18 protein-coding genes, 1 tRNA gene and 1 pseudogene are annotated in these 22,155 nt (G+C 64.1%); 13 read left to right on the top strand and 7 right to left on the bottom strand.

The window, feature by feature from the left end:
• Positions 1-32: 32 nt before the first annotated feature.
• On the bottom strand, positions 33-1,535 hold the full coding sequence (gene guaB / locus FJW10_RS12495) for an IMP dehydrogenase (RefSeq protein ID WP_140900323.1): 1,503 nt from the start codon (positions 1,533-1,535) through the stop codon (positions 33-35).
• A 473-nt stretch (positions 1,536-2,008) separates the two neighbouring features.
• On the opposite strand from guaB, the gene FJW10_RS12505 reads away from it, so the two are divergent.
• Positions 2,009-3,430, top strand: a complete 1,422-nt coding sequence (locus FJW10_RS12505) for an MFS transporter (protein WP_140900324.1) — start codon at positions 2,009-2,011, stop codon at positions 3,428-3,430.
• A gap of 43 nt (positions 3,431-3,473) precedes the next feature.
• On the opposite strand, the gene FJW10_RS12510 is transcribed toward FJW10_RS12505, so the two are convergent.
• Positions 3,474-4,169, bottom strand: a complete 696-nt coding sequence (locus tag FJW10_RS12510) for an RlmE family RNA methyltransferase (RefSeq protein ID WP_140835475.1) — start codon at positions 4,167-4,169, stop codon at positions 3,474-3,476.
• A 337-nt stretch (positions 4,170-4,506) separates the two neighbouring features.
• A complete protein-coding gene (locus tag FJW10_RS12520) occupies positions 4,507-5,880 on the bottom strand; it encodes a Ppx/GppA phosphatase family protein (protein WP_140900325.1) in 1,374 nt (457 codons plus the stop codon).
• A gap of 265 nt (positions 5,881-6,145) precedes the next feature.
• Here FJW10_RS12520 and FJW10_RS12525 point away from each other — a divergent pair, with 265 nt between their 5' ends.
• The 3 genes from FJW10_RS12525 (at position 6,146) to FJW10_RS30395 (ending at position 7,660) form a co-directional block, all read left to right on the top strand.
• Positions 6,146-7,078 carry a YbhN family protein gene (locus FJW10_RS12525; protein WP_140835473.1) on the top strand — a complete coding sequence of 311 codons (933 nt, stop codon included), beginning with the start codon at positions 6,146-6,148 and terminating at the stop codon, positions 7,076-7,078.
• A 203-nt stretch (positions 7,079-7,281) separates the two neighbouring features.
• Positions 7,282-7,355, top strand: a tRNA-Gln gene (locus FJW10_RS12530).
• Positions 7,356-7,495: 140 nt separating this feature from the next.
• Positions 7,496-7,660 (top strand): hypothetical protein, encoded by a 165-nt coding sequence (locus FJW10_RS30395; protein WP_181177509.1) that lies wholly within the window; start codon positions 7,496-7,498, stop codon positions 7,658-7,660.
• A gap of 311 nt (positions 7,661-7,971) precedes the next feature.
• On the opposite strand, the pseudogene FJW10_RS12535 reads toward FJW10_RS30395, so the two are convergent.
• Positions 7,972-8,161: pseudogene (locus FJW10_RS12535) on the bottom strand (helix-turn-helix domain-containing protein); the annotation flags it as partial.
• A 120-nt stretch (positions 8,162-8,281) separates the two neighbouring features.
• Entirely contained in the window at positions 8,282-9,214 is a 933-nt protein-coding gene (locus tag FJW10_RS12540; RefSeq protein WP_181177510.1) for a LysR family transcriptional regulator, read from the bottom strand.
• A gap of 88 nt (positions 9,215-9,302) precedes the next feature.
• Here FJW10_RS12540 and FJW10_RS12545 point away from each other — a divergent pair, with 88 nt between their 5' ends.
• Entirely contained in the window at positions 9,303-10,085 is a 783-nt protein-coding gene (locus tag FJW10_RS12545; protein ID WP_140900327.1) for an aspartate/glutamate racemase family protein, read from the top strand.
• 95 nt (positions 10,086-10,180) lie between these two features.
• On the opposite strand, the gene FJW10_RS12550 is transcribed toward FJW10_RS12545, so the two are convergent.
• A complete protein-coding gene (locus tag FJW10_RS12550) occupies positions 10,181-11,614 on the bottom strand; it encodes an aldehyde dehydrogenase family protein (protein ID WP_140900328.1) in 1,434 nt (477 codons plus the stop codon).
• 285 nt (positions 11,615-11,899) lie between these two features.
• Between FJW10_RS12550 and FJW10_RS12555 the strand changes: the two genes are divergently transcribed.
• Positions 11,900-12,961, top strand: coding sequence for a YeiH family protein (locus tag FJW10_RS12555; RefSeq protein ID WP_246674234.1), 1,062 nt, complete (start codon positions 11,900-11,902; stop codon positions 12,959-12,961).
• A gap of 25 nt (positions 12,962-12,986) precedes the next feature.
• On the opposite strand, the gene FJW10_RS12560 is transcribed toward FJW10_RS12555, so the two are convergent.
• A complete protein-coding gene (locus FJW10_RS12560) occupies positions 12,987-13,502 on the bottom strand; it encodes a GAF domain-containing protein (RefSeq protein WP_140900329.1) in 516 nt (171 codons plus the stop codon).
• 89 nt (positions 13,503-13,591) lie between these two features.
• Between FJW10_RS12560 and FJW10_RS12565 the strand changes: the two genes are divergently transcribed.
• The 7 genes from FJW10_RS12565 to FJW10_RS12600 all read left to right on the top strand — a co-directional run bounded on the left by FJW10_RS12565 (position 13,592) and on the right by FJW10_RS12600 (position 22,122).
• Positions 13,592-14,020, top strand: coding sequence for an NUDIX domain-containing protein (locus tag FJW10_RS12565; RefSeq protein WP_140900330.1), 429 nt, complete (start codon positions 13,592-13,594; stop codon positions 14,018-14,020).
• Positions 14,017-14,994 carry a GlxA family transcriptional regulator gene (locus tag FJW10_RS12570; RefSeq protein ID WP_140900331.1) on the top strand — a complete coding sequence of 326 codons (978 nt, stop codon included), beginning with the start codon at positions 14,017-14,019 and terminating at the stop codon, positions 14,992-14,994. Before FJW10_RS12565 ends, FJW10_RS12570 begins: the two co-directional genes overlap by 4 nt.
• A gap of 122 nt (positions 14,995-15,116) precedes the next feature.
• A complete protein-coding gene (locus FJW10_RS12575; RefSeq protein WP_140900332.1) occupies positions 15,117-16,421 on the top strand; it encodes a Xaa-Pro peptidase family protein in 1,305 nt (434 codons plus the stop codon).
• 268 nt (positions 16,422-16,689) lie between these two features.
• Positions 16,690-17,367 (top strand): isochorismatase family protein, encoded by a 678-nt coding sequence (locus tag FJW10_RS12585; protein WP_140900334.1) that lies wholly within the window; start codon positions 16,690-16,692, stop codon positions 17,365-17,367.
• Between the two features lie 5 nt (positions 17,368-17,372).
• Positions 17,373-18,416, top strand: coding sequence for an alpha/beta hydrolase (locus tag FJW10_RS12590; protein ID WP_140900335.1), 1,044 nt, complete (start codon positions 17,373-17,375; stop codon positions 18,414-18,416).
• Between the two features lie 249 nt (positions 18,417-18,665).
• Positions 18,666-20,306: an ABC transporter substrate-binding protein gene (locus FJW10_RS12595; protein ID WP_140900336.1), complete on the top strand. Its 1,641-nt coding sequence runs from the start codon at positions 18,666-18,668 to the stop codon at positions 20,304-20,306.
• A 130-nt stretch (positions 20,307-20,436) separates the two neighbouring features.
• Positions 20,437-22,122: a hypothetical protein gene (locus FJW10_RS12600; RefSeq protein ID WP_140900337.1), complete on the top strand. Its 1,686-nt coding sequence runs from the start codon at positions 20,437-20,439 to the stop codon at positions 22,120-22,122.
• Positions 22,123-22,155 lie beyond the last annotated feature (33 nt).

The raw sequence follows: 22,155 nt of genomic DNA on the forward strand, positions 1-22,155 counted from the left end.
GCCCCTGGCGGTCGGGCCGATCGGCCTCTCGATCAAAGTCCGCCCGGGTAATTGGGGCTTTCGCGGGTGATCGTGACGTCATGGGCGTGGCTTTCACGAAGTCCGGCGTTGGATATGCGCACAAAAGTGGCGCGCTCGCGGAAATCTGCAAGGTCACGTCCACCCACATAACCCATAGCGGCTTTCAAGCCGCCTGCAAGCTGGTGCAGCACGCCAGCCACAGGTCCTTTGTAGGGAACCTGCCCTTCAATGCCCTCCGGAACCAGTTTGAGGGTGTCGCGGACCTCGGCCTGGAAGTAGCGATCGGCCGAGCCGCGCGCCATGGCGCCGACCGACCCCATGCCGCGATACGCCTTGAAGGAGCGGCCCTGGTGCAGATAGACCTCGCCCGGGCTCTCGTCGGTGCCGGCAAGCAGCGAACCGATCATGGCGGCGCTTGCGCCCGCGGCGAGCGCCTTGGCGAGATCGCCCGAATATTTGATGCCGCCATCGGCAATGACGCTCACGCCGGCCTTGCTGGCTGTCTCGACCGCCGACATGATCGCCGACAGCTGCGGGACGCCGACACCGGCGACGATTCTGGTCGTGCAGATCGAACCCGGGCCGATGCCGACCTTGACGGCGTCGGCGCCGGCATCGATCAGCGCCAGCGTGCCATCGGCGGTGGCGACATTGCCGGCCAGGATGCGCACGGAATTGGAGAGCTTCTTCGCCCGCGCCACCGCGTCCAGCACACGCTGCGAATGGCCGTGCGCGGTGTCGATGACCAAAAGGTCGACGCCGGCGTCGATCAGGCGCTCGGCGCGCTCGAAGCCGTCATCGCCAACGCTGGTGGCGGCGGCGGCGCGCAGGCGGCCTTGCGCATCCTTGGTGGCGTGCGGGTTGAGCTGCGACTTCTCGATGTCCTTGACGGTGATCAGGCCGACGCAATTGCCATTCCTGTCGACCACCACCAGCTTCTCGATGCGGTGTTTGTGGAGCAGGCGCTTGGCTTCGTCCTGGTCGACATTCTCCTTGACCGTGATCAGGTTCTCACGCGTCATCAGCTCGTAGACCTTCTGCGCCGGATCGGAAGCGAAGCGCACGTCGCGGTTGGTGAGAATGCCGACGAGCCGGCCGACCGTGTGGCCGCCGGTGCCGCCATTCTCGACCACTGGAATGCCGGAAATCGAATAGGTGCGCATCAGCGCCAGCGCGTCGGCCAGCGTGGCGTCGGGGCCGATGGTGACCGGGTTCACCACCATGCCGGACTCGAATTTCTTCACCTGCCTGACCTGCTCGGCCTGCTCGGCCGGCGAGAAATTGCGGTGGATGACGCCGATGCCGCCGGCCTGCGCCATGGCGATCGCCAGCCGCGCCTCGGTGACGGTGTCCATCGCCGCCGACAGGATCGGCACGTTGAGATCGATGTCGCCGGCAATGCGGGTGCGGATGTCGGTCTCGCCCGGCATGACTTCGGAATGGCCGGGCTGCAAGAGCACGTCGTCGAAGGTCAGCGCCAGCGCGCCAGTGGACGTTTCGATGATTTTTGCCATGGCCAGTCCTTTTGAATGCGGAAAAGGCGCTGGGCCGATTGGCCAGCGCCGACTCTCATCTTCCCTTTCAGGATTGGCGCTGGCTGGTAACACGTCCTGTCGCGGTTGAAAAGCCGATCGTTGCGCGAGGTGACGGCACCCGTTTCGAGCCAAAGCCGTCATCGCTGGCGTTCGTAAGTATCGTCGCGTGTCCAGTTTTCGACCGCGACGACCGGCTGTTGCTCGAGCCGCGACAACAACGCTGCGCGCGAGTGGAGCAATAGTTCCGTGTCCGCGGGAACGATCCGCGCCACAGGCCGACCATTGCTGACCGCGACATAGCTCTGTCCTTCACTGCCTCCACGTGGTTGCGCTCCCGCAAAAGTGACAGCAATTTAATGCGACATCCGGACCGAGGCGTGATAACCGCCCGGTCGCACCGGTTCGCCCCCAAGCCGGGCCTAGAATAGCGAAGACAACTCAGGGCGTTTCCCTTGAACCGCATCATCCCGCTCATCCTGGCGGTCGCACTTTTCATGGAGAACATGGATTCGACCGTGATCGCGACGTCGCTGCCGGCGATCGCCGTCGACATCCACACCAGCCCGATCGCGCTGAAGCTGGCGCTGACCGCCTATCTGGTGTCGCTGGCGATCTTCATTCCAATCAGCGGCTGGATGGCGGACCGGTTCGGCGCCAAGAACGTGTTTCGCGCCGCGATCGGCGTCTTCATCGCCGGCTCGGTCGCCTGCGCGTTTGCCAATTCGCTGCCGGCTTTCGTTGTGTCGCGCTTCCTGCAAGGCATGGGCGGCGCGATGATGACGCCGGTCGGGCGGCTGGTGCTGGTGCGCGCCACGCCGAAGAACGAGCTCGTCGCGGCAATGTCCTGGCTGACCGTGCCGGCGCTGGTCGGCCCGCTGGTCGGCCCACCGATCGGCGGTTTCATCACCACCTATTTCACCTGGCACTGGATCTTTCTCATCAATGTGCCGATCGGCCTGATCGGCATGTGGCTCGCCACGCGCTATCTGCCGGAAACGGAGCCTGCCCAGACGCCGCCGCTCGATTTCCCCGGCTTCGTGCTCTCGGGGCTTGCCGCTTCCGGCGTCGTGTTCGGCCTTTCCGTCGTCAGCCTGCCGGCGCTGCCGCCGATGGCGGGCTTCATCACCGTCGCCGTCGGCGTGGTCTCGGGCGTGCTCTATCTCCTCCATGCCCGGCGCGCCAGGAACCCGCTCTTGGCGCTGGAGCTGTTCCGCAACCAGGTGTTCCGATCCTCCGTGCTCGGCGGCTCGCTGTTTCGCATCGGCATCGGCGCGGTGCCCTTCCTTTTGCCGCTGATGTTCCAGATCGGCTTCGGGCTCACGCCCTTCCAGTCGGGCATGATCACTTTCGTCTCGGCGATCGGCGCCATCGGCATGAAGTTCGTCACGGCACTGCTTTTCCGCCTCGCCGGCTTCCGTCGGGTGCTGATCTGGGGCTCGCTTGTCGCGGCCGCCTCGATCGCGATCTACGGCTTGTTCACGCCGCAGACGCCTTATGCGCTGATGCTGGCGATACTTCTGGTCGGCGGCTTCATCCGCTCGATGTTCTTCACCGGCGTCAATGCGCTCTCTTATGCCGAGATCACGCCCGCCGATACCAGCAAGGCGACGCCGATCACGGCGGTTTTCCAGCAATTGTCGATCGCGCTCGGCGTTGCGCTGGCCGGCGGCATCCTCGAAGTATCGACGTCCATCCATGGCGGGCCGCTGACCCTGAACGACTTTCACATCGCCTTCTTCATCGTGGCGGCCGTTTCGGCGGCGGGATCGATCACCTTCATGCGGCTGGCGCCGGACGCCGGCAACGCCGTCTCGGGCCATGGCCGCCTGACCACGCCGAAGACGCTGGAAACGGTGGGGACAGCGGGGAAGTAGGCGCTCCTCCCTTCTCCCCTTGCGGGAGAAGGAAGCGTCGGCGCTACCCCTTAAACTCCTTCGCCAGCAAATAAAGCTCCACCGATTCGTCCCGCGAGGCCGGCGGCTTGACGTGATGGACGGAGCGGAAATTCTGCTTTAGCAGCGACAAAAGCTCGTTCTCGGCGCCACCCTGAAAGGTCTTGGCGAGGAAATGCCCACCGGGCTTGAGGACGTGCAGGGCGAAATCGGCCGCGACTTCGCACAGATGCATGGTTCGCAGATGATCGGTGCGGCGGTGCCCGGTCGTAGGTGCCGCCATATCGGACAGCACCACATCCGGCTGGCCGCCCAACGCCTCGGCCAGTTTTTGCGGCGCGTCCGGATCGAGAAAATCCATCTGCAGGATGACGGCTCCCGGAACCGCGTCCATTTCGAGATAGTCGATGCCGACGACATGCGGATTTTCCGCCCTTGACTTCGTCCGCGCGGCCGCTACCTGGCACCACCCGCCGGGGGCCGCGCCGAGGTCGATGACCTTCATGCCGGGTTTCAGCAGATGATGCTTGTCGTCGATCTCGATCAGCTTGTAGGCAGCGCGCGAGCGGTAGCCATCGGCCTTGGAGCGCTGCACATAAGGATCGTTCATGTGGCGCTCGAGCCAGCGGCGCGAAGACTCCTTCAAGCCGCTCTTCTTCTTGATCCTGGTCTTGAGGACGCGAATGCCGGCAGATCCTGGCTTTTCGGGTTTCTTGGTCATTGCCTGATTTCTTGCCCGAGCATGATCCTGCGCGAAAACCGATCGCCACTTTTCGCCGGTCCGATCCTGAAATTCGGCATCTGGATTTCTGGTCCGCTTTTTCTCGCTCGCTTCATCGTGCCGGTTTTGCGACGGCTTCGCGTTTCACGGAGGGCTTCCCCCACTCCATCGCCGCTTCGCGGCGCCACCTCTTCTCCCTCCGGAGGGAGAAGAAGGGAGCCAAGGCTGGCGACCTCGCGCCTTTCCTCTTCCCCGTCGATCGGGGGAGAGGTGTCGAGCGAAGCCCGACGGAGTGGGGATCGACTGCTCATCAAAACAACGCGGCCACCTTTTGGGATCATGCCCGGCGCCCAGCATCGCCACGCCAGACGCCGTCATCGGCCATCAGTTCACTCAGGATTCCCTCGCGCAGGCCGCGGTCGGCGACGCGCAGCCGCTCGGACGGCCAAACACCGCGGATCGCTTCCAGTATGGCGCAGCCGGCGAGCACCAGGTCGGCGCGGTCGGCGCCGATGCAGGGATTGGCGCAGCGCTGCTGGAAATCCCAGCCGATCAGCCGCTCGATCATTCGATCGACGCTGTCGCGATCCATCCAGAGGCCATCGACACGGCGGCGGTCGTAGCGCTCGAGATCGAGATGCACGCCGGCCAGCGTCGTCACCGTGCCGGAGGTGCCGAGCAGATGGAAGTTGGGGCTGGCCAGTACATGCGCGAGCCGGTCGCGACCATCGAAGACCTTCAGCCGCGCGGCCACGTCGTCGACCATGGCGGCGAAGGTCTCGCGCGTCACCGTGCGTCCGCCGAAGCGCTCGGCGAGCGACACCACGCCGACCGGCAGCGAGGTCCACGACACGATGTGATTGGCGAGCCGCGGAGAGCGCCGCCCGGTCAGGTCGATCAGGGCGATTTCGGACGAGCCGCCGCCAATGTCGAACAGCACCACGCCCTGCGTGTCGCGCTCGACCAGCGAGCCGCAACCGGAAACGGCAAGGCGGGCTTCGGTCTGGCGGTCGATGATTTCGAGCTTCAGCCCGGCCTCGCGCTCGACCCGGTCCAGGAATTCGACGCCATTGGCGGCCGAACGGCAGGCTTCGGTGGCGATCAGCCTGGCTTTCCTGATCTTGCGGTTGCGCAGTTTCTCGCCGCAGACCTTCAGCGCCTCGACGGCGCGGTCCATCGCGGCATGGCTTAGCCGGCCGCTGGCCGTCAGCCCCTCGCCCAGCCTGACGATGCGCGAGAAAGCGTCGATGACGCGGAACTGGCCGTGACGGCCAGGCACCGCGACCAGCAGCCGGCAATTGTTGGTGCCGAGGTCGAGCGCGGCGAAAACCGGCAATTCCTGCTGCGGTGGACGCGGCGGGGCCTGGAGATGAGGCCTTGGCTCAACCTGTGGCAGGACGGTCCGAGGTTGGTTTGCCGCCGTGCTGGCAGGGGCGGCATGCGGCACGGCCCCGTTCTCGTCGCGCGCGAATACCTTGCGGCCGCGCTTGCGCTTGCGACGCTTGCGCGTCTTGCCTTTCGGCTGATTGCCCTGCTGGTCGGCCTGACTTGCGCCAGTCTGCCTCTGGTTGGCATGTCTGGGGTCGGCATGTCTTTGGTGCGCACCCGCGTGGCGGCTGAATCGCGCCGTATGTTGGTCCGCCGACTGCGCCGGCGATGCCCCGGACATGCCCACTGCCGACGCGCCCGCGCCGGTATCGTGGTCTTCCACTTCAGTTCCTTCCGGCGCCGCGCGAACCGGGAACGGACGCAGCAGGCACCTCGATTTGTTTCAAGTTGAGGGCAGAGTAGCAGCGCCGTTCGCAATCACCAAGAGCGCATGGCCGAATTTCGCTGACGTCGCATTTTGCCGGCGTCACGTTGGGGCAATGTCTTGCCGGTTGAATAGCCGGCTTCAATCAGGCATGTCTCAAATGAGGGTTCGAAAGGGTTTTGGGCACATCAATCAATGAGCTGCAACGCATGATGACGACGCCATGAATTGGAGGCGCTATTTCTGGCCGGTCATAGGCATCGCGGCCGTCGCATTCTCGCTGTGGCTGCTCATTCACGAACTGCGCGGCATTTCGCTCAACGATGTCTGGACCGGCATCTCCACCATCCCGGCGCGCGGCTGGCTGCTCGCGGCGCTGAGCTCAATCGTCGCCTACGCCGCGCTCGCCGGCTATGACCACATCGCGCTGCTGCATATCGGCAAGAAGGTGTCGTGGCTGTTCGTGACGCTGTGCTCCTTCACCACCTACGCGGTGTCGCACAATATCGGCGGCTCGGTGTTTTCCGGCGCGGTCATCCGCTACCGCGCCTACGCCACGAGAGGGCTGACCGGCCAGGAGGTCGGCGTGCTGGTGGCAATCTGCTGGTTCACCTTCATCCTGTCCAGCGTTCTCCTCGGCGGCCTCGTGCTGTTGCTGGAACCCCAGATCATCGATCGTTTCACGGGCGCACCGCATCACGGCGCGGCCTTCGCCGCCGGGCTCGCCATGCTCATCCTTGTCGGCGCCTACGCCTTCGGCAGCTGGTTGCGGCTCAGACCGCTGAAGATAGGCAGCTTCCAGCTGCACTATCCGGCGCTGCCGATCGTGGCGCGGCAATTGCTGATCGGGCCGATCGAACTGCTGGGGGCCGCCGCGATCATCTATTTTGCCCTGCCCGAGGTTGGCAATCCCGGCTATTTCGTGGTGCTCGGCGTGTTCATGGTGTCGTTCTCGATCGGGCTGTTGTCGCACGCGCCTGGCGCGCTCGGCGTGTTCGAGGTCGTCTTCCTCACCGGTCTTTCCGACATGGATCCGGTCGGCGTGCTCGCCGCCCTTCTGGTGTTCCGCCTGTTCTATCTCATCATTCCGCTGCTGATCGGCCTTGGCGTGGTGCTCTATTTCGAACATTCGCAGTACAGCCGCGAGGAGAACTGAAGCCTTCGGCGTCTGGCGGCGGAGCCAATGCATGTCGCCCAAAAAGCGCGGAGCGGTTTTGGGGGAACGACATGCATCGGACAAAGGCTCAAAAAGCCTGCGGTTGATCTCTGCTGCGGGCTTGACTATTTTTCGATGGCGGCTACAAGGCAGCGCTCGCGGCGCATGAGCCGCCCGCTTCGCGCGATACCAATCGCGCCTGCTGGGGAATAGGTTAACGGTAGACCCACGGACTCTGACTCCGTTAGTCCTGGTTCGAATCCAGGTTCCCCAGCCATCAATTTACCAAGCAATTTCAAATGTTTATGCAAGCACAAACTTTGCGCTTGGTGCATTTTCTTGTCGCGCCATGTTGCGAGCCAATACCGTTGATTTCCAACGGTTCCCGCTGATTGACGGCAACTCCACGCGACATGGATGCGACATGAATCAGAGAACCGTGTTCCGCTTTACATCGCCGCAATCGGCGTTGCGATGGTCGCCAACGCGGTTTGGCGCTATCGGCAGCGCGATGTGCTCGAGATGGCGGCAAGCGCCCTGATGGCCGCGCCGGCCCTGGCTGCTCTACTACCAGTTCGCTGAGTCTCGGCTTATTGGCTGGCTGTATCGTTGTAGGACGGAAACGCTGGCATCAGCCTTGCACAGCAGAGATTGCCGGGTTGATCCCCGGCAGCTCGTCGGGCTTGAGGCTGTAGTTGGGGGCCTCGCCCGGCGAGTTCACCGAAACCGGTGGAAAAGACATAAAAATCTATATCAATACAAGATTGCTAATTTAGCCTCAGCTCCTAGCCGACTCCCACACCCTGACCCGAGTCGGTTAGGTCCGGCAGTTCAACCCAACGCACCCCAACAGAGCGCGGAACTGTCGGGCCGCTAAGGGCCGAGCCTCGCTTCTCGATTTGAAACGGAAGCTGATTGGCATGGCGGTAGGGCCGACGCGACCGATCCGTCAGCCCTTCAAGGCCGCTGTCGTTGTAGCGCGTGAGTATCTTGTAGCCGGTCTTGCGCGAGATATCGAACTCACGGCAAAGCACAGCCATCGCCGTCCAGCAGCCGGGCGATGAACTTCAGCCGCTCTTCCATGACGTTACACTTCTTCCGAGGCAGCTTGCTCTTCTCGCAAAGGGCCGAAAGTGTAACCCATCTATCCGGAATGAACTGTCACCCATCTCTCGGGAAGGGCATGCAAAAAAATCAAAGGCCTCATTTGCCCTCAGGCGGCAAGGTCATTGCTCGAAGCTCCGAGAGAACGGCAGTCTCGAATTGGGAGGGCTGGTGAAACTCGCTGGTGACCACACCCAGCTTTCTCGGCGGCAGGCCATCCCGCAAGGGAATCACGGCAAGACCGGGCAGCGGGCACGATCTGGCGGCGATCTCGGGGACGACGGTCAGGCCGATGTTCTGCTGCGCGAGCTGGCAGCCGGTCATAAGCTGGCGCACCTCGACGACGGTTCTCGGCTGCAGGCCGGACCGCTCCGACATCATGGCCAGCCAATTGCCCGATGTCGTTCCCGAGGGAAAGCGGATGAAAGGTTCGGCAAGCACCTCTTCGTCGGCAAGCTCGGATCTGGCGGCGAGAGGATGCGATGTCGACAGGACGACGCAGGCGCCGTCCTGGCAGAGCAACTCGAACAGCAGGCCAGGCGACGGAACGAACACGCTGCTGATGCCGAAATCGATCTCGTTCGACCTCACGAGTTGAAACGTCTCTTCGCTGTCGATCTCCACGATATCGAGCACATGGTTGGGGAATCGGGGCCGCAGCGCATGGAAGGCGGGGCCAATGAACATCGCAGCGAAGGACGCCACGCTTGCAACCCGCAGGATCTGCTCGGTGCCGAGGCTGAGCGAAGCGAGCTGATCGACGATCGCCTCGTTGCCCGCAACAAGCCGCCGCAGCCCGGGCAGCAGCGAACTGCCGGCGGGGCTGAGCCGAAGCCCTTCGCGGTCGCGGACCAGGAGCGTGAAGCCCAATTGCTTTTCCAGTTGCGTGACGTGCTGCGAAATGGCCGGCTGGGTAAGGCCCAGCTCTTCCGCGGCCTGGGTGAACGAGTTTAATTCCAGCACCGTCAGCAGGCTGCGCACACGGCGCACGGATATCTCACCGCGTCGGGAAAGCATGACGGGCACCTTCATAAGCGTCTTCGGATAACCATAAAGAAACGCTATTTCCCGGCGCATTCATAAGCAACTAGCTTCGCCGCAACGATGTGCGGAGATTTGGATGACGGCTCGCGATTCAGGGGTTCAACGAATTCATGCCCGCAAAAATCATTCCTGCTATGGAATGGGCCTTGGCATCATCATCCTGGACGAGGTGTATCCCGGGTTCCCCGGCGACGTGCGGAACGCCAGCGCCTATCCGTTCCCGATCCAGTATGAAATCGCCGAAGGCGTCGACATCCAGAACCTCGTCCGCGGCGACGACAAGAAAGCCCTGCTCGAGCCGATTGTCAGGGCCGCGCGGAAGCTGGAACGCATGGGATGTCGCGCGATCGCCGCCGAATGCGGCTACTTCGCCTGGTTCCAGAAGGAGATCGCGGCCAGCGTCGATGTGCCGGTTTTCGCGTCGAGCCTGCTGCAGGTGCCTCTCGCCCAGATGATCATCGGTCCCGAAAGGGTCGTCGGCATTCTCGTCGCCGAGGGCGACCGGCTCAGTGACCGGCATCTGACTTCGGTCGGCGTGACGCTCGGAACGAACTATGTCGTCCACGGCGCCAAGGATGACGGCAAGACGCCCCAGTTCGACAATCTCTGGACGAAGGACATCCGGCCCGAAATCCCTACCGCGGATTACGGCCTGGCCGAGCGCGACATCGTCAAGGTCGCGAAGGATTTCGCCGCCGCCCATTCGAACATGGGAGCCATGGTTCTGGAATGCACCGGGTTTCAGCCCTTTGGCCGGGCGATACAGCGCGAAATCGACATGCCCGTGTTCAGCTGGTCGACCTTGCTGGACTATGCCTATTCCGTCGCCGTGCACCGGGATTTCTACGGCCACGTCTGACCTGCGAGGTCAGTCCAAATGAAAAGGCGCGGCCGAGGCCGCGCCCTTCTTAAGCTTCTTCGGAGGCCTGGTCTCCGAGCGCGGACTCGCGCGCCCTACTCCGCCGCCTCGTAACCGGCGATGCCCTTGATCTCGAGGAAATCCTCCAGGCCATATTCGGCATATTCGCGGCCGTTGCCGGACTGCTTGTAGCCGCCGAAGGGCAGGCCGGCGTCCCAGGCTGGGTAGTTGATGTAGACATTGCCGGAACGCATGCGGGCAGCCACGTCGCGCGCCTTCTCGATGTCCTTGGCCTGGATGTAGGAGGCAAGGCCGAAGACGGTGTCGTTGGCCTGCTCGACCGCCTGCTCGACCGTGTCGTAAGGCATGATCGACAGCACCGGCCCGAAGATTTCCTCGCTGGCGATGCGCATGTCGTGCGTGACATTGGCGAAGACGGTCGGGCGGACGTAGTAGCCGCGGTTGAGCTCGGCCGGGCGACCGGGGCCGCCGGCGACCAGCGTGGCGCCCTCGTCGATGCCGCTCTGGATCAATCCTTGAATCTTGTCGAACTGGATCTGGCTCACCACCGGGCCGAGCTTGGACGCGGGCGCGTCGGCCGGGCCGACGGTGAATTTCTCCGCCGCCCTTTTGGCGTAGCCCGCCGCCTCGTCGTGACGGTCGCGCGGCACGAACATGCGGGTCGGCGCGTTGCAGGACTGGCCGCTGTTGCCGAAGCAGCCGGCGACGCCCTTGGTGACGGCCCGCTCCAGATCGACATCGGGGAACAGGATGTTGGCCGACTTGCCCCCGAGCTCCTGATGCACGCGCTTGACCGTGTCGGCCGCCGCCTTGGCGACCAGGATGCCGGCGCGGGTCGAACCGGTGAAGGACATCATGTCGACATCCGGATGGCTGGCCAACGCCTGGCCGACCCCCGGGCCGTCGCCGTTGACGAGGTTGAAGACGCCCTTCGGCACGCCGGCCTCGTCGATGATCTCGGCGAAGATGATGGCGTCGAGCGGCGCGATCTCGGACGGCTTGAGCACCATTGTGCAGCCGGCGGCAAGCGCGGGACCGACCTTGCAGGTGATCTGGTTGAGCGGCCAGTTCCACGGCGTGATCAGGCCGACGACGCCGATCGGCTCCTTGACGATGAGCGAGGAGCCTTTGACATGACGGAACTGGAAGCTCTTCAGCACCTCGGCCATCTTTTCCAGATGTGCCTGGCCGACCCCGACCTGGCTGTCCAGCGCCATCTGCCGCGGCGCGCCCATCTCGCGCGAAACGGCGAGCGCGAGGTCCTTGCTGCGCTTCTTGTAGACTTCGATGACGCGGTTGAGGATATCGAGCCGTTCCTCGACCGAGGTGAAGCCGAAAGTGGCGAAAGCGCGCTTGGCGGCGGCCACCGCCTTGTCGACATCGGCCTTGGAGCCGAGTGAAATCTGGGCGAAAGCGTCTTCGTTCGAAGGGTCGATGACGTCGAGAGCGTTCGGCACCACGGGATCGACCCAGGCGCCGTCGATATAGAACTGCAGATCGTGTGACATGGTTTCGCTCCCTGCGGGCCGCCTTGCTCGATTGTGATGAAGTGATCGTCGTATACCGCCAGAAATAACGATGCGGCATGTGCTCTGTCAAACGCAAGCTTGAAGTGTTTGAGCCAGCGCGTCAGGCGCTGTCAAGCCGGCAGCGTCGACATGGCAGGCATATCGCCCGATCCGGCGGCCCGCTCCTCATCGTTCGAAAAAATCGATCATTGTAACCCGAATAATTCGTTGGAAAGATTGGTTCTGGAATGGCATTCCGACTGCGAAGGTGCCTGGAGAATTGAATTGTCTTTCCTGCCCGCCACCGCGAACGATCTTCCAAATCGCCTGAACTCGGCCAACGCCCAGCGCAAGCGCCCTGCTCCAAACTCGATCTCAACCGGCGTCGTGCCGGGACTGGTGCTGGTGGCGATGATCACCAGCGTCGCTTATTCTGCGCGCGGTTTCTCCGGCCTCACCTTGTTCAGCCCGATGATCCTGGCGGTCGTCGCCGGCATGGTCTATTCCAACGTGCTCGGCCTTCCTGCCCATGCCAAGGCCGGCATCGCCTTTTCGCAAAAGCGCCTGCTGCGCTTCGCCATCGTGCTGCTGGGCTTCCAGCTCACGCTCGGCCAGGTAGCGGGCATCGGCCTCGGCGGCGTCGGCATCGTCGCCGCCACGCTCGGCGCCACCTTCCTCTTCACCGTCACGCTCGGCCGGCTGATCGGCGTCGACCGGAAGCTCGCGCAGCTCATCGCGGCCGGCACCTCGATCTGCGGCGCCTCGGCGATCGTCGCCACCAACATCGTCACCGATGCGCGCGACGAGGATGTCACCTATGCGGTTGCCGCCATCACGCTGTTCGGCACCGTCGCCATGCTAGTCTTCCCGCTGCTGGCACCCGTGCTTGGGCTCGACCAGCATGCTTTCGGCCTATGGGCGGGAGCCTCGATCCACGAGGTGGCGCAGGTGATCGGCGCCGGCTTCCAGAACGGCACGCTCTCCGGCGAGACCGCGACCGTCGCCAAGCTGACCCGTGTCGCCATGCTGGCGCCGATGGTGATCGCGCTCGGCCTGATGGCGCGCCGTAGCAGCACCGACGCATCCGGCGCCAAGCCGCCGATGCCCTGGTTCGTGGCCGCCTTCGTCGCGATCGTGGCGCTGAACAGCCTGGTAGCGATCCCGGCCCAGCTCCACTCGGCAATTGCTTTAGCCGCACAGGTGATGTTGACCATGGGGCTTGCCGCCATGGGCCTTCAGGCCGATATTTCGGAACTGCGCTCGCGCGGCCTGCGGCCGCTGATGCTGGCCTTCTCGGCCTTCATCTTCATCGCGGGCTTCAGCCTGGTGCTGGTGAGGTTCGCCTGAGGCAGGCCGGGGCCGGCCTCACCTTTCAGTCTTCGTCTTCGTCTTCGTCCTCGAACTCACACGCCGCGACGTAGATCGCGGCGAGTTTCTCGATGCCGGCCTGGTCTTCCTTGTCGAAGCGTCCGGGCAGCGGGCTGTCGAGGTCGAGCACGCCGAACGCGCCTTCGGCGTCGCGCAAAAGCACCACCAACTCGGAACGCGAATCGGCATCGCAGGCGATGTGGCCGGGAAATTCGCTGACGTCCTTGACCAGCATCGACATATCGAGCTCGATGGCCTTGCCGCAGACGCCCTTGCCGACGGCGATGCGAACGCAGGCGGGCTTACCCTGGAAGGGCCCGAGCACCAGCTCGTCCTCGGAGGCGAGGAAATAGAAGCCGGCCCAGTTGAGGTCGGGCACCATTTGGTAGATCAGCGCCGCCGTGTTGGCGGCATTGGCGACGGAATCGCCCTCGCCTTCCAGCAGCGCTTTCAATTGCGTGGCCAACTCCTTGTAGAAGGCCGGCTTGTTGCTTGTGTCGATTGCCGTTGCCGCGAACATCGCTTGATCTCTCCGTTGCAAGCCGGCCGCGCGGCCAGCTACAGTTCACTCTCTGTGCCACCAAAACCGCCGTTGGGAAACAGCCTATCGTGACCTCCAGTCATTCCAGATCAGCGAGGGCCAGGACGATCCGCATCGCCGCCGCTGTCATCCGCGACGACGACGGCAGGCTGCTTCTGGTGCGCAAGCGCGGTACCAGCGCCTTCATGCAGGCCGGCGGCAAGATCGAGCCGGACGAGTTGCCGGCCGCCGCCCTTGCGCGCGAATTGCGCGAAGAGCTGGGCGTTGCCGTCGATCCGGCCGAGGCCTTCCATCTCGGTTCTTTCTCCGCGCCCGCCGCCAATGAGCCTGACGCCCGCGTCGAGGCCGAGCTGTTCGAACTCTCCATCACAGGCGAGCCGGTCCCGGCGGCAGAGATCGAGGAGATGATCCGGCTGAATCCGGAGCTGGCGAGCGGCATGGAACTCGCGCCGCTTACCGCCGATATCGTGCTGCCGCGCTACGGCCGCCAGCCATGAGTTCACGCAACCAGCCAAGACAGGCGGCGGGCGGAGCGCCTTTGACCTTCGCGGTGCTGGTCTTTCCCGGCTTTCCAATGATGGCGTTTTCTTCCGTCATCGAGCCGCTGCGCGCGGCCAACGTGCTTGCCAGGCGCGAATGCTACCGCTGGGTGATCGTCGGCGCAGACTGGGGCACGGTCGAGGCCTCCAACGGCGTCGTCATCCAGCCGGGCTTTTCAGCCTCCGACGCGCCGAAGGTCGACCGCATCGTCGTATGCTCGGGCGGCGATGCCGACCATGTCGTGGCCGACGAGGCGATGAGCTGGATCCGCAAAAGCCTGCGCGGCGGCGCGCATATCGGCGCTGTCGCCGACGCCGCCTTTTTCCTCGCCCGCGCCGGTCTGCTCGACGGCCATGCCTGCACCTTGCACTGGACCAGCCAGGCCGCCTTCACCGAAGCTTTTCCGGATATCGAGCTTCGGCGCGATCTCTTCGTCATCGACCGCAAGCGCTTCACCTCGGCCGGCGGCGTCGGCAGCCTCGACATGATGCTGGAGATCATCACGCGCGACTGTGGCGCCGAGATCGCGGCGGGAGTCGCCGAATGGTTCGTGCATTCTCCGTTGCGCTCCAGCGTCGACCGCAAGCTGATGCCGCTCAGGCTGCGCACCGGCGTCCAGAACGAGCTGGTGCTATCGGCCATCGCCATCATGGAAGACGCTGTGGAAGAGCGGCTCGGCATGGCGGAGCTGGCGGCAAGGCTCGGCGTGTCGTCCGACAAGCTTGAGCGCAATTTCCGCGCCGAACTGGATGTCTCGCCCAACGGATATTACCGGCGGCTGCGGCTGAAGCGCGCGGCCGACCTGTTGGCGCATTCGACGCTGATGGTGCGCGATGTGGCGCTGGCCTGCGGGTTTGCGTCGATGTCGAGCTTTGCAAGGGCGTTTCGCGAAGAGCATGGACACGCGCCGAAGGCGATGCGGCGGCATTAGTTGGAATGGTGCGGCTCTACGTTTCCTTCGTCGTTGGCGCGGCATTCGGCACGACATCTGCGGGAATCCGCACACACTTTGCGTGACGCATAGCTCATGTTCTCGGCATCAGGAGACCCCGCATGAGCATCGTCGTTTTCGACCCCGACAGCACCGAGGATGTGGACTTCAAGGACCGCATGCGCCACCCGGCCGCGGCCGATCCGGCCGGCGGCATGTGGCTGTCCGACACCGAGCCGTCCTTCATCGACGCCGATGCCTTGCGTAAAGGCCGGCTGGCAAAACTGCGCGCCTGGATGCGCGAGGCGGGCTATGGCGGCGTGGTGCTGTTCGACCCCTACAACCAGCGCTACGCAACCGGCTCGCGCAACATGTTCGGCTATTTCCTGCGCAATTCGACGCGGTACTTCTTCATCCCGACCGCAGGGCCGATCGTGCTGTTCGAATATCCGCAGAGCTACCACGTCTCGATGGTGCTCGACACGATCGACGAGGCGCGGCCGTCCAAACTCGTCTGGTCCTCTGTCTCCGGCCGCGATGACGAGACCGCCGGACCGTTCGCGGATGAGATCACCGAGCTTCTGAAGAAGCATGGCGGCGGATCGATGAAGCTCGGGCTCGACCGCTGCAGCCATCTCCAGGCGCTGGCTTTGGAAAAGCGCGGCTGCGAGGTGCGCGATTGCCAGGGCGAGATTCTCGCCGTGCGCGCGGTGAAGACACCGGAGGAAGTCAAATGCCTGCAGGTGTCGATGGCCGGCGCTGAAGCCGCGGTGGCGGCGGTGCGCGAGGCGATCAAGCCCGGCGTTTCAGAGAACGAGTTGTTCGCCATCATGTATGGCGAGGTGATCCGGCAAGGCGGCGAGTTCATCGAGACCCGGTTGCTCACCTCGGGACAGCGCACCAATCCATGGTTCAACGAGGCGAGCGGCCGCAAGATCAGGCCGGGCGAATTGCTGGCGCTCGATACCGATACGATCGGCTGCTACGGCTATTATTCCGACTTCTCGCGCACCTTCCGCTGCGGCCCGGGCAAGCCGACGCCCTATCAGAAATCGCTCTACCGCATGGCGCACGACCAGGTGCAGCACAATATCTCAATCGTGAAGCCCGGCATGGCGTTCCGCGAGATTGCCGAGAAGGCCTGGAAAATCCCCGATCGCTTCGTCGACCAGCGCTACACCTCGGTCATGCACGGCGTCGGCATGCATGGCGAAACGCCGTTCATCGCGCACTCGATGGACTACGAGACCTATGGCCGCGACGGCATCATCGTGCCTGGCATGGTGGTGAGCGTGGAAAGCTATATCGGCGAGAAAGGCGGCCGCGAAGGCGTCAAGCTCGAGGACGAGATCCTGATCACCGAGACCGGCACCGAACTGCTCTCGCGCTTTCCTTATGAGGATGAGTTTCTGGAGCCGCAGGTTTGATGCAGGCAAGCACGATGAGCGCCGGTCCGGCATCGCAGGCCTTGGCGATTGGCCGCAACACCTGTGCCGTCGTCATTCTAGGGCGAAGCAAGGAGCGAAGCGACGCGGCGCAGACCCTGGAATCCATGCCGTTCGGTCTCCGCTTCGCCGCGGTGCGGAATTCTGTTAGGCAGCAATTGACGATCAAGGCAACGGCATGGATTCCAGGGTCTTCGCGACGCCGCTGCGCGGCTGCTTCGCCCTGGAATGACGAAGTTTGAGCATACGCATGAAAACGCCCATTTCCATTCGACGCGGCACGGTGGCCGCGGTGTTCATCGATCTCCAGGAGGAGCATCGCAAGGACAGACGCTATCTGGTCGAGGGGTTTGCCGACATCCTCGCCAATGTGCAGCGCCTGCAGGAGGCGGCGCGGCGCAATTTCGTGCCGCTCCACCACTGGGCCTATATCGTGGATCTTGCCGAGGCGCGGCCTTTCCACCCGGTGGACGAAAGCGGCAAGTCGGCCTTCTCCGACAAGGACGATCCGCTGACGGCGATCTGCCATGAGGTGGCGCCGCGAAACGGCGAAGCCACTCTGGTCAAGCAGGAAGCCAGCGCCTTCGGCAAGAACGATTTCGGCGACAAGCTCAAGGCAGCCGGCACCGAATGGCTGGTAATTGCCGGCGTCTGGACCGAGGCCTGCATCGACGCCACGGTGAAGGACGCGGTGGCGCGAGGCTTTCGCGTGCTGCTGGTTAAGGACGCCTGCGGCAGCGCAAGTGCGGCCATGCACCAGACCGGCATCCTCAACCTCGCCAACAGGCTTTATGGCGGCGCCGTCGTCAACACGCTCGATGCCTGCCGGTTGATGGCCGGCGATACGGTCAATGTCTGGCAGGTCGAGGGCTCGGTACCGCTGCGCTTCACCTTCGAGAACGCGGCGCGGCTCTACGCCGAGCTCTGACGACAGTGGCCAGCAACCCAAGCAATTCGGCGAGGCGCGGCAAATATGCCGATCGGCTCGACCCGGAGCTGTGGGACTATATCGACAAGGTCGACAGTTGGTACCCGCCGGAGATCGTGGCCGCGCCGATCGCCGAGCAGCGCGCCGTGTACGACAAAATGTGCGTGGCTTTCCATCAAGGGCATCCCAAAGGCGTGACGACCAGCGACGGTCTTGTCGCCGCGGCGGCGCAAGCCATCCCGGTCCGGCTCTACCGCGTGGCGGGCAAGGCGGCAGCGGCGATCGTCGTCTATTATCATGGCGGCGGCTTCGTGCTCGGCGATCTCGACAGCCATGACGACATCTGTGCCGAAATCTGCGCCGGCACCGGTTTCGAGGTGGTCTCGGCCGACTATCGGCTGGCGCCGGAGCATCTGCATCCAGCCTCCTTCGACGATGCTCTTGCCGTGTTCGAATGGGTCGCCGCGACCAGCACGCTGCCGATCTTGCTTTGTGGCGAGAGCGCCGGCGGCAACCTCGCCGCCGCGGTGGCGCAAGCGACGCGACAACATGCGCGGCGTGTCATCGGCCAGATGTTGATCTATCCCGGCCTGGGCGGCGGCGAGAGCGGGCGTTCCCATGTCGAGCACGCCGAGGCGCCGCTGCTGACGCTCGCCGACATCGAGTTCTACCGCCGCGTCCGCTCGGCGCCTGGGCAATCGCCTGACGACCCGACCCTTTCTCCACTCATGGCTCGTGATTTCTCCGGTCTGCCGGCGACGGTGATCGTCACCGCCGAATGCGATCCGCTGTCGTCGGACGGCGAGACCTATCGCGACCGCATCCTCGCCGCCGGTGGGCAGGCGATGTGGCGCGAGGAGCCGCGGCTGGTGCACAGCTTTCTGCGGGCGCGCCCGACGGTGCGGCGCGCGGCGGCGGCGTTTCGAAGGATTATCAGCGACATTGCAAGGCTGGGTGCCGGTGGCGGAGCGCTAATCTCCCCACTCGTGGGGGAGATGGCCGGCAGGCCAGAGGGGCGCGCGAGGGATCGCGACCCTTCGGTTTCCTAACGTCCGACATCTGCCTGAGAAGACATCTCCAATCCGCTGAGACGTATGGCGGGACAGCGCCCCCTCTGTCCTACCGGACATCTCCCCTCAGCTGTCCCCCTGCGGAACAGCGCACAAGAACTGCGGAAAACCAAACATTTCGCCGCGGAAAGCGGACCTATCATCGCTCAACAGGCAATGGCGCTCCGGCGGTCGCATCCGCCCCCGCGCATGGCGTCCCCGGAGCGCCCAACAACAGAGGGAACGACGATGAAATTCATGCTGACCGACAGAAAACTGCACCCGCGCGCCAAGCCGATCGCCGACGATTTCAGGAAGGGCGCGATCAGCCGGCGCGAATACCTGGCGCTGATGGCCGGCTTTGGCGTCAGCGCCGCCGGCGCGATGGCGCTGGGCGGGATCGCTCCCTCGCCTGCCCGCGCCGCCGAGCCGAAAAAGGGCGGCGTGCTGCGCGTGGCGATGAACGTCAAAGGCTTCAAGGACCCGCGCACTTTCGACGGCGTCGAGATGTCGAATGTCGCGCGCCAGTGCAACGAATATCTGGTGCGCTGGAACACCGACTTTTCCTTTGAGCCCTGGCTGCTGGAAAGCTGGGAAACCAGCGATGACGCCAAGACGATCACGCTTCACGTGCGCAAGGGCATCACCTGGTCGAACGGCGACACTTTCAACGCCGACGACGTGATCCACAATCTCAACCGCTGGTGCGATGCCTCGGTCGCCGGCAATTCGGTCGCCGCGCGCATGGGCGCGCTGGTCAACGCCGACACCAAGAAGCCGGTCGACGGCGGCATACAGAAGATCGACGACCATACCGTCAAGATCAACCTGCCGAAGCCCGACATCTCGCTGATCGCCGGCATGGCCGATTATCCGGCGCTGATCATGCACCGCTCCTATGAGGGCGATGCCGACCCGAAGAGGGCTTTGGCCATCACCACCGGCCCATGCGAACTGGTGAGCTGGGACGCCGAGACGGGCGCGGAGGTGAAGCGCAAGGACAAGCCCTGGTGGAAGGGCGAATTCTATCTCGACGGCATCAAATGGGTCGACTACGGCTCGGACCCCAACGCCATGCTGTCGGCCTTCGAATCCGGCGAGATCGACACCGATCACGAGACCGCTTCGGACGCCGTGTCGCAGACCGACCAGATGGGCCTGCAGAACTCCGAGATCGCCACCGGCTCGACCATCGTCGCGCGCTTCAATGTCTCCAACGCGCCCTATGACGACGTCAAGGTGCGCCGCGCCGCCCAGTTCGCCGTCGACAATGCGGCCGTGCTGAAGCTCGGCCTCGACGGTCACGGAAAACCCGCCGACAACCACCATGTCGGCCCCATGCATCCGGAATTCGCCGATATCGGCCCTGCGGTGCGCGATGTCGATCAGGCCAAGAAGCTGATTTCGGAAGCCGGCAAGGCCGACCACGAATATGAGCTGATCTCGGTCGACATCGAATGGCAAAAGAGCACCGCCGATGCGATCGCGGCGCAAATCCGCGAGGCGGGCCTCAAGGTCAAGCGCACGGTATTGCCGGCCGCGACTTTCTGGAACGACTGGAGCAAGTTCCCCTATTCCTGCACCGAATGGCTCGGCCGGCCGCTCGGCGTCCAGGTGCTGGCTTTAGCCTACAAGTCCGGCGCGGCCTGGAATGAAAGCGCCTATGCCAACAAGGAGTTCGACGAACTGCTCGACAAGGCGCTTGCAACGCCGGACGCGGCGGCGCGCAAGGAGATCATGGCCAAGATCGAGACCAATCTGCGCGACTCCGGCATCATCATCCAGCCCTATTGGCGCTCGGTCTACCGCACCTACCGCAAGGGCGTGCAGGGCTGCGAACAGCACCAGGCGCTCGAGCAGCATTTCGAGAAGGTCTGGCTGGAGTCCTGATCCTCCCAGGACAGAGTGGCCGGCGCGGCGTTCAAGGCCGTGCCGGCCGCTTGTCATTTGCCAAGCGATTGCCTTTCAGCACAGAGTGCGCCGACCGGCTGTCCGCCGGGAATGCGAGAAGCAGCAAGGCATGGACCACTTCGATCTCGGCACCTATCGCCGCCCCATCTCCACATCGTCGGCCGAGACGCAGCGCTGGTTCGATATCGGGCTGAACTGGTGCTACGGCTTCAACCACGAGGAAGGGATAAAGTGCTTCGAGAAGGCGCTGGAAACCGATCCCGGCTGCGCCTTCGTGCATTGGGGCATCGCCTATGCCGCCGGGCCTTTCTACAATCTGACCTGGAAGGAACATGGCAAGGCCGAGGCCGACCATGTCGCCAGGCGCTGCTTCGAGCATGCGCGGCTTGCACAAGCCAACGCGGCAAGCGCGAGCCCTGTCGAACGGCGGTTGATCGAGGCGCTGGCCGCCCGATTCCAGCAGCCGCATGGCGTGAGCGCGGCCGAGTTCGAAAAATGGGACGACGCCTATGCCACTGCCATGCGAATGGTCTATCGCGACTATCCCGACGACCATGACGTGATGGCGCTGACTGTCGAGGCGCTGATGATGCGCACGGTGCGGCGCCTGTGGAACCTCAAGACCGGCGCGCCGGCGCCGAATTCCGACGTGATCGAGGCGCTGGAGATCTGTGAACGCTCGATCCGTCTCTCGGACGAGGCAGGTGCGGCGCCGCACCCGGCAGCGCTTCATCTCCACATCCATCTGCTCGAAATGTCGACGCAGCCCGAGCGCGGCATGCGCTCAGCGGAGCGGCTGGGCACGATGTGCCCGGATGCCGGCCACATGAACCATATGCCGGGGCACATCCATGTGCTCTGCGGCGAGTATGAGAAGGCGAAGATCGCCAGCGAGAAGGCGGTGCGCGCCAACGATCTCTACCTCGCTTATGCCGGCGAGCCGACCTATTACCTGCTCGGCTGCTGCCACGACCTGCATCTGATGATGTTCACCTGCATGTTCCTTGGCCAGTACCGCCCTGCCTTGTGGGCCGCCGACAAGGTGCGCAGCCTGGTGACGCGCGACGTCGTCAGCATTGCTGGGCGGCCGAAACTGACGCAGACGGTCGAGGGCTACCATGCGATGAAATCGCATGTGCAAGTGCGCTTCGGGCGCTGGCGCGAGATCATCGACGAGCCGATGAATGGCGAGCCCGACCTCTATGTGGTGACCACCGCATTGCAACACTACGCCAAGGGTGTGGCGCATGCGACGCTGCGCGACTTCGCGGCGGCCGAGCGCGAACGCAAACTATTTAGCCGGCAAATCGACAGCATTGCACCGGAGCGCCGCTTCCTCAGCAACCCGACGAAAGCCTCGCTCGCCGTGGGCGCGGCGCTGCTCGATGGTGAGCTTGCCTATCACCAGGGCCGGCATGACGAGGCCTACGGGCATCTGCGCCGCGCGGTCGAGCTCGACGATAATCTCTCCTACACCGAACCATGGGCCTGGATGCACCCGCCGCGCCACGCGCTGGCGGCACTCCTGCTCGACCAGGGCCACGCCGCGGAGGCCGAGCAGGTCTATCGCGACGATCTGGGCTTGAGCGGCGCCGTGCAGCGCTGCGCCCAGCACCCGGACAATGTCTGGGCGCTGCACGGGCTGGTCGAATGCCTGAAGCGACGCGGCGAGAAAGAGGAACTGCCGGGGTTGCGGGCGAAGCTGGCGGCAGCACTTGCCAAGGCGGACGTGGCAATCACCTCGTCGTGCCTGTGCCGGACCAACGTGCAGGCAGACCATTGCTGTTGTCATTGAGGCTGCGGGGTTCGGCGCCCCTCGATCGAGCGC

Source organism: Mesorhizobium sp. B4-1-1 (genome assembly GCF_006439375.1).
Classification (GTDB): Bacteria; Pseudomonadota; Alphaproteobacteria; order Rhizobiales; family Rhizobiaceae; genus Mesorhizobium.

Bases quoted from the DNA above. Each gene is read 5' to 3' on its own strand.
- guaB (WP_140900323.1), bottom strand. From the start codon at position 1,535: ATGGCAAAAATCATCGAAACGTCCACTGGCGCGCTGGCGCTGACCTTC.
- FJW10_RS12510 (WP_140835475.1), bottom strand. From the start codon at position 4,169: ATGACCAAGAAACCCGAAAAGCCAGGATCTGCCGGCATTCGCGTCCTC.
- FJW10_RS12525 (WP_140835473.1), top strand. From the start codon at position 6,146: ATGAATTGGAGGCGCTATTTCTGGCCGGTCATAGGCATCGCGGCCGTC.
- FJW10_RS30395 (WP_181177509.1), top strand. From the start codon at position 7,496: ATGCGACATGAATCAGAGAACCGTGTTCCGCTTTACATCGCCGCAATC.
- FJW10_RS12540 (WP_181177510.1), bottom strand. From the start codon at position 9,214: ATGAAGGTGCCCGTCATGCTTTCCCGACGCGGTGAGATATCCGTGCGC.
- FJW10_RS12545 (WP_140900327.1), top strand. From the start codon at position 9,303: ATGACGGCTCGCGATTCAGGGGTTCAACGAATTCATGCCCGCAAAAAT.
- FJW10_RS12550 (WP_140900328.1), bottom strand. From the start codon at position 11,614: ATGTCACACGATCTGCAGTTCTATATCGACGGCGCCTGGGTCGATCCC.
- FJW10_RS12560 (WP_140900329.1), bottom strand. From the start codon at position 13,502: ATGTTCGCGGCAACGGCAATCGACACAAGCAACAAGCCGGCCTTCTAC.
- FJW10_RS12570 (WP_140900331.1), top strand. From the start codon at position 14,017: ATGAGTTCACGCAACCAGCCAAGACAGGCGGCGGGCGGAGCGCCTTTG.
- FJW10_RS12575 (WP_140900332.1), top strand. From the start codon at position 15,117: ATGAGCATCGTCGTTTTCGACCCCGACAGCACCGAGGATGTGGACTTC.
- FJW10_RS12585 (WP_140900334.1), top strand. From the start codon at position 16,690: ATGAAAACGCCCATTTCCATTCGACGCGGCACGGTGGCCGCGGTGTTC.
- FJW10_RS12595 (WP_140900336.1), top strand. From the start codon at position 18,666: ATGAAATTCATGCTGACCGACAGAAAACTGCACCCGCGCGCCAAGCCG.
- FJW10_RS12600 (WP_140900337.1), top strand. From the start codon at position 20,437: ATGGACCACTTCGATCTCGGCACCTATCGCCGCCCCATCTCCACATCG.